Raw genomic sequence first — 12,440 nt, 5'->3', positions numbered from 1 at the left:
CTGTGAGCGAGGGGAGCGAGCGCATCGCCAGACGCGGGAGCCGGCAGGACACACGGCTGAAGGTGTTCAGGTCGGCTGTGGAGCTGATCGCCGAGCTGGGGTACGCGGCCACCACGGTCGATGCCATCGCCGAGCGGGCCGGGGTGGCCAAGGGCACCGTGTTCTACAACTTCGGCAGCAAGGAGGGGCTGTTCGAGGCGCTGCTGGAGCACTCGATCAGCAAGCTCGCCGAGGCGCTGGCCGGCGCCGACACCGGGGAGAGCGCGCTGGACGCGCTCGACTCGGTGGTGCTCGGCCAGCTCAGGTTCTTCGAGGAGCACGGGGCCTTCGCGCGGGTGCTGCTGGCCGAGATGTGGCGCACGGTGTGGCAGGAGGCGGTGGCACGGCTGCGCCAGAGCGCGCTCAGCGTTTACGCGAACGTGCTGCGCAGGGCCGTCGCGAACGGCGAGATCCGGGCCGACCTGGACGTGGAGACGGCGGCGACGGCCGTGTTCGGCATGGTCCTGACGGTTGCCATCGAGCGTCGCGCCCTGTATCCGGACCGGCCGATCGAGCGGACTCACGCGACACTGGTCGAACTCCTGCACGGCCGCATCAAGTAGGCCCGTTCAGCCACGATGATCCGTCACGTGGTTGCCGCTGCCGCGTGCTCGGCCGCATGCAGGGGTCAGAGGCGATGCCGGTGGGCGTAGATCACGGCGTGTACGCGGGTGCGCAGGCGGAGCTTGGCGAGGATGCGGTTGACGTGCGTCTTGACCGTGCCCTCCTCGATCCAGAGTTCTCGGGCGATCTCGGCGTTGCTGAGCCCTTGCGCCAGGTGGTGGAGCACTTCCCGCTCGCGGGCGGTGAGTTGGTCGTACGCCGGGGTGACCGGTTTGGGGCTGAGGGCGGCGAAGCGGTGGATCAGCCGTCTGGTCACCTGGGGATCGATGAGTCCGTGGCCCTGGTGGGCCGCGCGGACGGCGTCGAGCAGCAGGCGCGGGTCTGTGTCCTTGAGCAGGAATCCGGCAGCTCCTGCTTGGAGCGCGCCGAACAGGTACTCGTCGAGGTCGAACGTGGTCAGGGCGATGATCGTGGGTACGGTACCCGCGCCGGTGAGGGTTTCGATGGCGGCCAGGCCGTCCATGAGCGGCATGCGGATGTCCATGATGACGACGTCGGGTCGATGCCGGTGCGCCGCGCGCACGGCCTGGGATCCGTCGCCCGCCTCGGCGACCACTTCGATGTCCGGCTCGGCGTCGAGGACGAGCCGCAGCGCGGAGCGGACCTCGGGCTGGTCGTCGGCGATCAGTGTCCGGATCGTCATGTCATCCTCCGCTGTGGGTGGGCAGGACGGCCTCGACGCGCCAGCCGTGCGGGGGGCGGGGGCCGATGTCGAGCCGTCCGCCGAGCAGGTGGGCGCGTTCCCGCATGCCGCGCAGGCCGCTCCCGGCCAAAGGGCGGCTGGACGGCGGGCGGTCCTGGCCATCGTCCTCGACGATGATCGTCACGGTGTCCAGGTCCTGGTGGATCCGCACGTCCACGCGGGTCGCGGCGGCGTGCCGCACCGCGTTGGTCAGGGCTTCCTGGGCGAGGCGGTAGCCGGCGTGGTCGACCAGGGCGGGTAGGGTGCCGGCCGCTCCGTGCCGGTCGATCGTGACGTGAACGCGGCAGCCGGGGGCCGACAGCCGGTCGGCGAGTGCGGGTACGTCGGCGAGGGTGACGCCGGTGGGCCGGTGTTCGTCGCGCAACGCCGCCAGGAGCAGGCGTACGTCGCGTAACGCGGAGGCGGACAGATCCGCCACCGTGCCGAGGGCGCGTACGGCCGGTGGAGGCGCGTCGGGCAGGACGTGGCGGGCGGCGTTCGCCTGCATGCGGATCGCGGTCAGGTGGTGGCCGACGGCGTCGTGGATCTCCCTGGCGATCCAGGCCCGTTCCTCGGCCACGACCCGGGCCGCCTGGGCCTGGTGCAGCAGAACCTGTTGCTCGGCGCGTTCCCGGTGCAGGCGCAACGCGTATCCGACAGCGATCGGCGCGACGGCGATCAGCACGCCCTGCGCCAAGGGTGTGGGGCTGACCCGGACGGGAAAGCCGGGCGGCCAGGCGCCGCCCGGGAGCGGGGTGGCGAACAAGACCGGCGTCAGGGTCGATGCCACGGACAGGAGAAGCAGGACAGGGGCTTGCCGTGGCCGATGATAGGTGGCCGAGCAGAGCGCGACGGCCGCCACCAGCCGCCCCGGCCATCCAGGCACCCCCGTGCCGAGCAGTGCCACCGCTACCGAGACGAGCGCCACGCCCACCGGGAACCGGCGCCGCAGCGCCAGCGGCGCGGCCACGCCCACGCTGAAGGCGGCCAGCACCAGGGGAATGCCCACGCCCGGCCCACCTGGCACAGGCGGCGCGGTGACTCCTCCACTCGCCCCGCTCAGGTCCCACAGTGCCCGCTCCCAGCTCGCCGCCGCGTAGACGGCGATCGCGGAGGCGAGCGCCAGCAGGGCATCCGCAGCCATCGACGGGATGCCTGGGATCACCGGCAGAAGCCGCCACCTTCGCGGGCGGCGGCTCCCGTCCGCCGGCCGGCGGGTGGGCTGCGGAAGGCGACGGGTGCCCGCAGGCATGCGGAACGTCCGGAGCCGGCCTCTGTGCTCAAATGGCATGCAGCTCACCCTGGGCCACACCCGCCTGCCAGGGCAAACCTGGGCATCAGCATTCGGTCCCGGGAGCAGGGAGGATCCTGTCGACGAAGTAGGCGTTCACCTTCTCCGTGACGCAGGCGTTGCCAGAGAGGTAGATCTCGTGGCCCGGCCCGTCATGGTAGATCGTCCGGCTTCCCCGTACCTGGCGGACGACCCGCTCGGTGCCCGGGAAGTCAACCCAGGTGCCCGCGCCGAGCAGCGGCGGCACGGTCTCGGGCAGCGGCCCGGTGGGGAAGGTCACCGGCGATGGATAGCCGAGGCAGCGAAGTCTGGTCACCGTCGTGCCACCCGTCCCGGTGTTGGGCGCGACGGCGCGCAGCCGCTTCATGACAGCCTTCAGCGCGGCATAGTTGGCAGGTCGCGGCATGTCCTGACACGCGATGACGTCCGGGCTCGGTCCACCGAGCGCGGGGAAGGCGGCGAACTTGGACGCGTCGCCACGTCCGGCGGCGGCGATGGCCTCGGCGATGGCCGGCCACCGCTCGGGTCCTTGGGAGATCAGCGCTTGTCCGAGGTAGTCCTGCAGTTTGACGCCGTCGAAGCCGCCGGGCTGGAGCGGCGCACGGTCCGCCTGCGCCACCAGATCCTGCCACAGGCGCGGTACGTCCTTGCCCCGCAGCACGCAGGAGGGCTCGTCCGCGCACCACGCGATGAATCGCCGCAGCCGCCGCTCGCTGTCGCGCGCCCGGGCCGCGTTCTCCTTTTCCGGATCGCTCATGTTGCCTGTCCCGTCCAGGACCATGGTCCGGATGCGCTTCGGGAACAGGTGAGCGTACGCCTGCCCGAAGGTGCCGCCGTACGAGCCCATGAAGAGATTGATCTTTGACTCGCTGAGGGCGCGTCTGATCGCCTCCATGTCGCGGGCGTGCGTGACCGAGCCGATGCTGTCGAACAGCTGGGGATCGGGATCGTGGCAAGGGGCGGCGTCCGCCCGGTTGCCAGCCGCGATTCTGTCGAATCCCGCCTGATCGTCAGGCAGCTCGGGATCGGTCTTGCTCTTGATCTGGCAGGGCAGGGGCGTGCTGTAGCCGTTGGTGTAGCCGCGCGGGTCCCAGGTGACGATGTCCATGCTCTGCCGGAGCTGCGTGAACGCGGTCGACACGCCTGGCACGTCGCGAAGGTAGGCGATCCCCGGTGCGCCCGCGCCGAAGTTGGCCAGCACCGTCCCCTTGGCCGGGCGGGATCCGGTGGCGGCCAGCAGGCCCAGCTTGAGCTCGATCGTGCGGCCGCCGGGCTTCGACCAGTCCACCGGAACCCGCATTGTGGCGCAGCGCATGCCCATGGCGCCGCCACCTCCCGGGCAGTCAGCCCAGCTCAGAGTGCCTTCCCTGGCAGCGGCTGTGGCGGCAGACTGGCAGAAGGCCACCAGCGTGACTGCCGCCGCCAGAGCGCGTGTGATGTTCATGTGCCGAGCCTGTCGCGGACCAGCCTACGGATGCGTCACACCTTCGATAGACATTTCCGGCGCGACCGGTCGCTCGGAAAGCCAGGCCGTCCCCGGCTTGCATGTCTCCATGCACCGGGCGCTCCATGTGCATGGCCCACCGATCCGGAGCCTCCGCCCGGCACCCCTCTCGCGACTCATGGGTACGGTCAGCAGCCGATCTCCCGCCGATGCGGCCGCCGCGGTGGTTGAGGAACACCGCGGTAGTGCCGGCGCCATTCCAGTCGGCGCGGGCGTGGAGCCAGTCCTGAAGTGCCTGGCGTAGGTCGGAGTGGACGGGCAGATGGCGGATCTTGCCGCTATCGCGGCCCTTGCCGCAGATCCGCAACTCGCCTTTACGGGCCGAGAGACGGACGTCGGCCAGGTCGAGGCCGACGACTTCGGCGATGCGCACCCCGGCGAAGTAGGGCAGCAGGGACAGCGTCTTGTCGCGCGGGCCGGCGACCGTGGACCAAATGCCGGCGATTCCGAAGCTGGCGCCCCACTGCGCCTCGGTGATCGCTGAGCCGAACCCTGCACGGTGAACAGAGCTCCGGCTAGGCCGACCCGCCTCATCGACCGCAATCACCTGAGGGCGCCTTACGAGCGCGACGCCAGGCTGCGTCCGTCACACCACGTCCGCCAAGACGCCTTCCAGAGGCGCTAGACGTCCACCGTCAAGCCTGGCGTGTGATGTCTTCACCGCTGGCGTCCGCAGCGGCCCTCAGCCGGTTGCTCTATGCGAGCGGGTCCTTGCGTGCCCCTGGTGACGGCGACCCGAGCGCCGAGCCCTCAATGCCGGCGGCGACCCTGTACCGTCGTACGGTGCTCACTGGCTCACCGAACACGGTCTTGATCGTGATCCGCGGCAACTCCGGATCCGGCAAGTCCACTGTGGCCCGGACCGTGCGGGAAACGTACGGCCAGCGCGGCATGGCCCTCATCGGTCAGGACATGGTACGCCGCGAGATCCTGCGCGAGCTCGACGAGCCTGGCGGCGTGAACATCGGGCTGCTCGACGTCATGTGCCGCCACGCCCTGAACGCCGGCCATCACGTCATCCTCGAGGGCATCCTCGCCCGGAGCCGCTACGGAGAGATGTTGCAAGCGCTGTTTCGCGATCATCGAGGCACAAGCCGTGGCTATTACCTGGACGCTTCCTGGGAAGAGACGCTCCGCAGACACGAGACGCGGCCTCAGCACACCCGGTTCGGCCCCGATGACATGCGGCAGTGGTACCTCGAGCAGGACATCCTCCCCGGCGCAACGGAGACGATCATCAACGAGAGCAGCACACTGCCCGAGACCGTCGGGCTGATTCTCCAGGACACCGGTCTAGTGGCTGGCGAGGCGACCCGCCTGTGAGCAGCCGGGCTGCCGGCCCTGAGCAAAGCTGTCGAACGGCTCCCACTCGCGCGGCCAGCGCCGAGACGGTCCGTGGTGGGCGGCCTGGCTTCAGCATGACGTCCTCCAGCGCCTGGACCGAAGGCTGGATGGCAGCCACCACCAAGACATGACGCCGGAAGCCAGATGCCCTGCGGGAACAGAGGCACGCCACGGACCGCCGCTCTCGGCTGTTCCAGCAAGGTCTGCTTGCGTGGACGCTCTTGCCGAGCGGCGATGGCACCACGCGACCCGCAGCGCGCACACACCGGCAGCTGCTTTTGACGTCACCACAGGCGACGAGCAGCTGTCTATGAGGGCGATGGCGCGTTCTTCAGACGCCGCACAGTCTGCATTCTGGAACCGGTCCGGGGTGGGGCCCCACACCGTGCGCCTGCGGTCGGCGCGTTTTTGGCGTACTTCGACCGCATTCGTTTTGTAGTGGCGCGGTGCCAAAATCTGGTCCGATCCACCAGGCCCGGAGGCCGTCTGGTTTCATTCCATGTCGCGCTGACACAGCACGCGGAAGGTCGTGAGGATGTAGGCATGAGTTCATCGCAGCCCCTCGCTCACCCCGGGTCCGAGCCGGACACAACCTCAGGCGGGGCGGTGAATACTGCCGGTGCGGGGTCCGGCCCCCCATCGCCGCACACCCCTGGGTCTGCCCCGGGTCACCGCTACTTGCTCGACAACGCCCGGGTGGAGGCGGGCGAGCGGTTCACCTGGCTGGCCGAGCTGTTCGACGGTGTCACACGGGGACACTTCGACCGGCTCGGAGTGAAGGCGGGCTGGCGCTGCTGGGAAGTCGGTGCCGGAGGCCCCAGCATTCCCGAGGCACTCGCCACGGCCGTCGGACCAACCGGTTACGTGCTGGCCACGGACATCAATCCGGCCTGGTTGGACCCGCACGGCGGGTACGAGGTGCTCCGGCACGACATCGTCGGGGACCCGCCGCCGCAGCCAGGCACGTTCGACCTGGTACACGCCCGGCTCGTGCTCGTCCACGTGCCCGACCGGGCCCGGGCGTTGGCGACAATGGTGGCGGCGCTGCGCCCCGGTGGCTGGCTGTTGGTCGAGGACGCCGATACCGAGCTGCAGCCGCTGGCCTGCCTCGATGAGGTTGGCCCGGCACAGCAGCGCGCCAACCGGCTGCGGCGCGCTGTCCGGGAGTTGATGACCCGCCGCGGCGCTGACCTGCGTTACGGCCGTACGCTGCCGCGGGTGTTGCGTGCGGCCGGCCTGGTCGATGTCACGGCGGCCGGCTGCTTCCCGGTCGGCGGGGTAGCCTGCGACCGGCTGGAGACCGCGACGGTGCGCATGGTCCGCGCCGAGTTGCTCGCCGCTGGGTTGGCCAACGACGCCGAGATCGACGCGCATCTGGCGGCTATCGATGCCGGCGAGCTCGACCTCACCCTCGCGCCGCTGATCTCGGTATGGGGACGCCGCCCAGGATAAGGCCTCGGGGATCAACGGAGCAGCTGTTAGCGCTAAGGTCCGATCGGGCCGCCTACCACGGTGATCGTCTTCGGGGCGGGGTTTCGGCGGAAGATCGTATGAGCGGGTCGGCCGGGGATTACCGTCGGCCGCGTGCCGGTGGAGTTTCTGACTGATGAGCAGGCCGAGGCGTACGGACGGTTCGTTGAGGAGCCGACGCGCCCGGAGATGGAGCGGTTCTGCTACCTCGATGACGTGGAGGGGAGGTTGATCGGGAAGCGGCGGGGTGAACACAGCCGGCTGGGCTTCTCGTTGCAGATGTGCACCGTCCGGTACCTGGGGCTGTTCCTGGAGGGCCGCTGGACGTGCCGTGGCCAATGGTCGCGTACGTGGCCGAACACCTGGGCGTCGAGGACCCCTCGGTGGTGAAGCGGTAGACCGAGCGGCAGACGACGGCGTACGAGCACGCCTGGAAGATCCGGGACGCCTACGGCTACCACCAGTTCGAGGAGGCGGAGTGGGGCCGGGATTTCCGCACGTTCCTGCACGGGCGGGCGTGGACGCACGCCGAGGGGCAGGTGGCGCTGTTCAACCAGGCGGTTGGGTGGCTGCGGCGCCACCAGGTGCTGCTATCCGGGGTGCCGGTGCCGACCCGGCAGGTTGCCGAGGTGCGGGCGGTCGCGGAGAAGCGGCTGCACGCCACGGTGGCGAACGCGACCAGGCGGGCGGACAGCGCGCTGCCCGGGGCCTGGTGGCAGGTGCCGGAGGGACGCCGGGTGTCGGAGCTGGAGCGGCTGCGCCGGCCGCCGACGCGGACGACGGGCACGAGCATGGCGAAGGCGCTGGAGCGGGTGGACGAGATCTCCGCATTCCGGCTGGGCCGGGTGAAGGTGGACCTGGTGCCGCCGAACCGGCTGGCGACGCTGGCCGGGGTCGGGCTGGGCCTCCGAGGAGGACGGCGAGGACGCCAAGGGCTGACCCGGACACCGGTGCGCCGGTCAGCACCACGGCCCGGCGTCGTCGCCGTGCTCACCGGCCTCCCGTCCGGTCGGTGCCTCAGCTGCCGCACGCGCAGCCGGCGGCGGCCTTCGCCTCGGCCGGGCTCTGGGCCGGGTCGAGGGCTTCCTCGTCCCGGGTGCAGCAGGCGGTGGTACCGCAGCAGGCCTCCGGTGCGCTGTCGGCGCTCCTTTCTCCGCGGTGGTGAGGGTCCGCCCGCGACGGCGGCTGTGAAAATCGCTGTCCGATTGTCGGAACGCAGTGATAGAGATTCGGGGTGACAATGACGCTCGAGTTCCCCGTTCTGCTGCGACTGATCGACGAACGGTCGACTGCCTTCCGCGCCGCGGTCGGCTCCGCGCCCAGCCTCGACGCACAGGTGCCGACCTGCCCCGAGTGGACGCTGTTCGATCTGGCGCAGCACATCGGCGAGGGGCGCCGCGACTGGGCCGCCACCGTCGCCGCAGGGCCCGCTCCGGCCAAGTCCGCAGCGGAGGGCGCCCCGGCTGCGCCTCGGGAGCGCGAGGCCCTGCTGGCCTGGTTGGCGGAGTCCACGGAGCAACTGCTGGACGCATTGCGGAAGGCCGGCCCGGACCGCGGTTGCTGGACGTGGTGGGGGACGTCGCAGTCGCCGCAGACCTCCGGTGCCGTAGCTCGGCACCAGCTCCAGCAGATGGCAGTGCACACGTACGACGCCCAGATCACCGTAGGTGCCCCGCGGCCGCTGCCGGACGAGGTGGCGCTCGACGGTGTCGACGAGTTCCTGTCCACCTGCGTCGCAACGACAAGTGCCTGGCCGCACAAGCCCGCTGCCCTCGACTTCCACGCCTCCGAGGGCCGCTCCTGGCGCCTCTCGCTCTCCGCCGACGGCGCACGGACCGTTCGCCTCCCCGGGCCCGGCACCATGCTGGCCACCGCTGCCGGCCAGGACCCGAACGCGCCTGCCGCCTTCTTCTCCGCTCGGGGCACGGCCAGCGAGCTGGTCCTCATCCTGTACGACCGTATCCCGATCGACTCCCTGCAGCTCGACGGCGACCGACGTCTCTTCGCGCAGCTCAGCGCCTGGGACCCGGATGAGTAGGACGTGACGATGCGCCACCTCGTACGCCCCGGGGCATGCCTCCCGCCAACGGCTACAACCACGCCGTGGTGGCCTCGGGGCCGCGGGTGGAGCAGACCGTCACGGCTGCGAAGCGGCTGACCAAGGCGGCGGCTAACAAGCTGATCGGTGCGCCTGGTCGGCACCTGACGCCGTCAGTTCTCAGCGCCGTCCTCGTCGTCATCGAGTCCCGCCGCGTCCGGGTCGCGCAGCGGGCGCAGGGTGCCGCCCGCCGGCTGGGTGGTGGTGAAGCCGTAGCGGCCCAGGACGTTGAGGTTCTTGTGCTTGAGCGGGGACAGCCGGGCCACGTCCTCGTCACGGATCTCATGACCCTCCGCGCGAAGCTGGACGACGGCGGCGTCGATGTAGCGGGTCGTCCAGAGCACCACGGCGTTCAGGATCAGGCCGAGTGAGCCGAGCTGGTCCTCTATCCCGTCCCGGTACGGCTGGTGGATGGTGCCCACTCCACCATCCATCGCATCATCCACGGCCAGAGACCTCCAGGTAGGGAGATCACACACCGAAACCGGATGTCACGCTTCGATCAAGATCATTCTAAGTGCCAACGGCTGTTCCTGGGTTCCTCAACCCCGGTGTTGGTCCGCCTCCCCCCTCGCGGTAGCCCGCAGCTCATTCGCCCGCGTCTCATCCATGTTGCCCAGCAGCCCATCGACCGGCTCCGGGGCCATCCTCGTCAGCAGTATGCTCGCCGGCGCCCCACCCATCCTCGCCAGCAGCTCGACCGCCAGCTCCAGGTCCATCGCCGCCACTCGCTCGGACGTGCTCCCGCCGACGTTCATCAGACGCTCGTTAGATGAACACCCAGACGCCGGCGCCGATGCCCCTCCGAGCCCATGGCCTTCTCGTGGCTCGCGATCGCCTGAATCCTATTTGGGGCGGGGACGCTTCGGAGAGCAGAGCGCTGCGCCGGGGTTGTTGTTCCCCGATGGGGCACCGGAGCCGTCCTGCAGCTGACCGGCACCGCGCGCATCCGACTGGGGTCCTGCGCGTGCCGCCAAGCCTGGGACGTCCTGAGCGGCGAGCAGGTCGGCGCGGACTTGCCGGGACTTGAGTCTCCCGTCGGCGGCATCGCGATCACCGAGGTGGAGGGCCGCGCCGTGGTGCTGGCCGGCGACGGCCCCGGGCTACGCATCTGGGACCTCGCAGCCCAGGAGCCGATCGGGGCGCCGCTGACCGGGCACATCGGCAAAATCGAGCGCGTGGTCACGGCGACCGTGGGCGGCCGCGCAATCGCCCTGACCGGGGGCTACCCCGATCCCAACGATCCGCGTAGGGCCACGACCCTCGTGTGGGACCTGGCGCGCGGAGAGCAGATCGGCGAGCCGCTCACCGGCTACCTCGAATCGGTCACCGAGGTCGCGGGCACGCCGGCCGCCGTCACGCGGAGGTCGGACGGCACCGTCCCGTTCGGTCATCGGATCCACCTGTGGGACCTGACGCCGACAGCCCGCTGATCAGAGCCCCCTCCGGCGGCGGAGTGAGACGGTCGGGTCGGAGGCGACGGTGCCGGACAGTTCGGGCTGGGAGCGCAGCATGGTGATGCCGGCACGGCAGTCTCCGCCGAGCGCCAGGGGAGGGCCAGATCGGTGATGATCTTTGCGGGGTCGTGGACGGCGCGGCTGGGCCGCCGCCGCTCCAGCCGCTCGGATAGGGCTTTGTCCAGTCCGGTGATGCGCAGCGTCTGCACCAGCAGCAGACCTCCGCCTGCCTTGCCGTGGGAGCAGGCCCGAACGGCTGGGCAAGCAGGGCCACGGTGCGTAGGCGCGGGGTAGGGCTGGGCACGGCTGGGTGGCGGCGCTGCTAGCCGTCCTACCTCGCTGGGTGGGGCACCGGTTCGTCATCGTGCGCGGAATGCAACGGCAGAAACAGTGGGAGGATGGTGAGGGTGACGGCAAGACCTGGTGACATGGACAGCGCGGCCATCGACAGGGCGGCCGGGGTGCTGCGCGGCGGAGGTCTGGTGGCCTTCCCGACCGAGACCGTCTACGGTCTGGGCGCCAACGCCGCCGACGGCGCCGCCGTCGCGCGCGTCTTCCAGGTCAAGGGGCGTCCGCCTTCCCACCCGCTGATCGTCCACCTCGGCGGCGCGGGGCAGCTGGGCGATTGGGTCGAGGAGGTGCCCGCCACCGCGCGGCTGCTGGCCGAGCGTTTCTGGCCGGGGCCGCTGACGCTGGTCCTGCGGCGCGGCCGCCGAGTGCCCTTGGAAGCGACGGGCGGCCTGGAGACGGTGGCCGTGCGTGTGCCCGCCCATCCTGTCGCGCTCGCGCTGCTGGCGGCCTTCGGCGGCGGCATCGCGGCCCCGTCGGCCAACCGCTTCGGCTCGGTCAGCCCCACCACGGCTGGCCACGTCCGCGCCGAGCTCGGTGATGCCGTCGACGTCGTGCTGGACGGCGGGCCCTGTCAGGTCGGCGTCGAGTCGACCATCGTTGACGCCACGGGCGAGGCTCTGAGCATCCTTCGGCCCGGCGGAGTGACGCGCGAAGACCTCGAAGCGGCGCTGGGGCGCCAGCTTGCGGTCCCGGTGACGAGCCACGTCCGGGTGCCCGGCCAGCATCCCTCGCACTACGCCCCGCGTGCCCGGGTCGTCCTGGTCGCGCCAGAGAAGGTGGTCGCCGAAGCGGAACTCGCGCAGGAGTCGGGGCATCGGGTGGGCGTCCTGCTTCCTCCCGCCTTCGCCGACACCGAGGTGAAGGCGCACGCCGTGGTGGCGGTCCCCGCTTCGATTCCCGCCTACGCGCGCGGGCTATACGCCTTCCTGCGCGAACTCGACCAGCGAGGATGTGACCTCATCATCGCGTCCCCTCCGGCGGAGCAGGGGCTGGGCACCGCGATCGCCAACCGGCTGCGCCGGGCCGCAGGACCTCGGCCTGCCGCGTGATCGGCACCGACGCCACCCCTCTGTATGACAATGACCGGCCGGGCAGACGTGGACAGCCCCTCGCCCGTCAGTCCAGCTTCCGGCGCGAGGTGTCCGGTGACTCTTCTTCGGCCTCTGCGCCACGCTGCACCGCGTCAGGGCCTACGACGGTACCGGCGAACAGGTCGATGAGCCGTTGCACGGGAACGGTGTTCTGGCTGGGATGACGCAGATGACGGCCCGGGAACGATCACATAGCGGTTACGGCGGCCCTCGCGTACCCGCTCCACATAGCCCTCCTGCACCAGATCGTTGATGATCCCGTGCGCGGCGCGTTCGGTGACGCCGATCGTTTCCAGCAGCGCACCGCGGTGCCTCCACCGATCGCCGCCCATGGTTACGGGCTGTGGGTGATCGCCCGGTTATCCGACCAGGTCCTCATCGACCATTCCGAAGGCGGATGCCCCCTGCGCCTGCGTTTCACCCGGCGCCTTCCCCGCATCAACTGACGCGCTGCCCTGGGCCGCGCCGCCGTGACAGGTGTTGCTACGA

At 70.6% G+C, this 12,440-nt stretch carries 15 protein-coding genes and 1 pseudogene; 10 read left to right on the top strand and 6 right to left on the bottom strand.

From position 1 onward, the window contains the following. Positions 1–2: 2 nt before the first annotated feature. The gene (locus ABD830_RS53330; RefSeq protein WP_345003305.1) at positions 3–602 is read left to right on the top strand and encodes a TetR/AcrR family transcriptional regulator; all 600 of its coding nucleotides are present in this window, start codon (positions 3–5) and stop codon (positions 600–602) included. Between the two features lie 65 nt (positions 603–667). Here ABD830_RS53330 and ABD830_RS53325 read toward each other — a convergent pair whose 3' ends face one another. The 4 genes from ABD830_RS53325 to ABD830_RS54615 all read right to left on the bottom strand — a co-directional run bounded on the left by ABD830_RS53325 (position 668) and on the right by ABD830_RS54615 (position 4,507). Then, positions 668–1,306 carry a response regulator gene (locus tag ABD830_RS53325; protein ID WP_345003304.1) on the bottom strand — a complete coding sequence of 213 codons (639 nt, stop codon included), beginning with the start codon at positions 1,304–1,306 and terminating at the stop codon, positions 668–670. A 1-nt stretch (position 1,307) separates the two neighbouring features. Beyond that, on the bottom strand, positions 1,308–2,489 hold the full coding sequence (locus tag ABD830_RS53320) for a sensor histidine kinase (RefSeq protein ID WP_345003303.1): 1,182 nt from the start codon (positions 2,487–2,489) through the stop codon (positions 1,308–1,310). A gap of 193 nt (positions 2,490–2,682) precedes the next feature. Next, entirely contained in the window at positions 2,683–4,080 is a 1,398-nt protein-coding gene (locus ABD830_RS53315) for an alpha/beta fold hydrolase (RefSeq protein ID WP_345003302.1), read from the bottom strand. Continuing rightward, positions 3,980–4,507, bottom strand: a complete 528-nt coding sequence (locus ABD830_RS54615; protein WP_378520875.1) for a hypothetical protein — start codon at positions 4,505–4,507, stop codon at positions 3,980–3,982. Before ABD830_RS54615 ends, ABD830_RS53315 begins: the two co-directional genes overlap by 101 nt. Between ABD830_RS54615 and ABD830_RS53310 the strand changes: the two genes are divergently transcribed. The 6 genes from ABD830_RS53310 (at position 4,403) to ABD830_RS53285 (ending at position 8,992) form a co-directional block, all read left to right on the top strand. Then, entirely contained in the window at positions 4,403–4,624 is a 222-nt protein-coding gene (locus tag ABD830_RS53310) for a hypothetical protein (RefSeq protein WP_345003301.1), read from the top strand. The genes ABD830_RS54615 and ABD830_RS53310 overlap by 105 nt on opposite strands. A 299-nt stretch (positions 4,625–4,923) precedes the next feature. After that, positions 4,924–5,463 (top strand): AAA family ATPase, encoded by a 540-nt coding sequence (locus ABD830_RS53305; protein WP_345003300.1) that lies wholly within the window; start codon positions 4,924–4,926, stop codon positions 5,461–5,463. Between the two features lie 699 nt (positions 5,464–6,162). Then, complete coding sequence (locus ABD830_RS53300; RefSeq protein ID WP_345003299.1) at positions 6,163–6,936, top strand: methyltransferase domain-containing protein; 774 nt, start codon at positions 6,163–6,165, stop codon at positions 6,934–6,936. Positions 6,937–7,068: 132 nt separating this feature from the next. Continuing rightward, positions 7,069–7,344: a DUF4158 domain-containing protein gene (locus ABD830_RS53295; protein ID WP_345003298.1), complete on the top strand. Its 276-nt coding sequence runs from the start codon at positions 7,069–7,071 to the stop codon at positions 7,342–7,344. A 47-nt stretch (positions 7,345–7,391) separates the two neighbouring features. Continuing rightward, positions 7,392–8,192, top strand: a complete 801-nt coding sequence (locus tag ABD830_RS54610) for a DUF4158 domain-containing protein (protein ID WP_378520876.1) — start codon at positions 7,392–7,394, stop codon at positions 8,190–8,192. 2 nt (positions 8,193–8,194) lie between these two features. After that, a complete protein-coding gene (locus tag ABD830_RS53285; protein WP_345003476.1) occupies positions 8,195–8,992 on the top strand; it encodes a maleylpyruvate isomerase N-terminal domain-containing protein in 798 nt (265 codons plus the stop codon). Positions 8,993–9,165: 173 nt separating this feature from the next. On the opposite strand, the pseudogene ABD830_RS53280 reads toward ABD830_RS53285, so the two are convergent. Together ABD830_RS53280 and ABD830_RS53275 are read right to left on the bottom strand one after the other, a co-directional pair. Beyond that, positions 9,166–9,480 (bottom strand): annotated as a pseudogene (locus ABD830_RS53280) (Tn3 family transposase); the annotation flags it as partial. A 114-nt stretch (positions 9,481–9,594) separates the two neighbouring features. Next, positions 9,595–9,810, bottom strand: a complete 216-nt coding sequence (locus ABD830_RS53275) for a hypothetical protein (protein WP_345003295.1) — start codon at positions 9,808–9,810, stop codon at positions 9,595–9,597. Positions 9,811–10,068: 258 nt separating this feature from the next. Between ABD830_RS53275 and ABD830_RS53270 the strand changes: the two genes are divergently transcribed. From ABD830_RS53270 to ABD830_RS53255, 3 genes are all read left to right on the top strand, one after another. Beyond that, positions 10,069–10,485 carry a WD40 repeat domain-containing protein gene (locus ABD830_RS53270; RefSeq protein WP_345003294.1) on the top strand — a complete coding sequence of 139 codons (417 nt, stop codon included), beginning with the start codon at positions 10,069–10,071 and terminating at the stop codon, positions 10,483–10,485. Between the two features lie 431 nt (positions 10,486–10,916). Then, positions 10,917–11,909: an L-threonylcarbamoyladenylate synthase gene (locus ABD830_RS53260; protein WP_345003293.1), complete on the top strand. Its 993-nt coding sequence runs from the start codon at positions 10,917–10,919 to the stop codon at positions 11,907–11,909. 302 nt (positions 11,910–12,211) lie between these two features. Further along, positions 12,212–12,397 (top strand): hypothetical protein, encoded by a 186-nt coding sequence (locus ABD830_RS53255; RefSeq protein ID WP_345003291.1) that lies wholly within the window; start codon positions 12,212–12,214, stop codon positions 12,395–12,397. Positions 12,398–12,440 lie beyond the last annotated feature (43 nt).

Source organism: Nonomuraea helvata (assembly GCF_039535785.1).
Classification (GTDB): domain Bacteria; phylum Actinomycetota; class Actinomycetes; order Streptosporangiales; family Streptosporangiaceae; genus Nonomuraea; species Nonomuraea helvata.
Note: the sequence above shows the minus strand (reverse complement) of the source record. Positions and strands in the feature narration are given on the sequence as shown.

Bases quoted from the DNA above. Each gene is read 5' to 3' on its own strand.
- ABD830_RS53325 (WP_345003304.1), bottom strand. From the start codon at position 1,306: ATGACGATCCGGACACTGATCGCCGACGACCAGCCCGAGGTCCGCTCC.
- ABD830_RS53320 (WP_345003303.1), bottom strand. From the start codon at position 2,489: ATGGCTGCGGATGCCCTGCTGGCGCTCGCCTCCGCGATCGCCGTCTAC.
- ABD830_RS53315 (WP_345003302.1), bottom strand. From the start codon at position 4,080: ATGAACATCACACGCGCTCTGGCGGCGGCAGTCACGCTGGTGGCCTTC.
- ABD830_RS53310 (WP_345003301.1), top strand. From the start codon at position 4,403: ATGGCGGATCTTGCCGCTATCGCGGCCCTTGCCGCAGATCCGCAACTC.
- ABD830_RS53285 (WP_345003476.1), top strand. From the start codon at position 8,195: ATGACGCTCGAGTTCCCCGTTCTGCTGCGACTGATCGACGAACGGTCG.
- ABD830_RS53275 (WP_345003295.1), bottom strand. From the start codon at position 9,810: ATGAACGTCGGCGGGAGCACGTCCGAGCGAGTGGCGGCGATGGACCTG.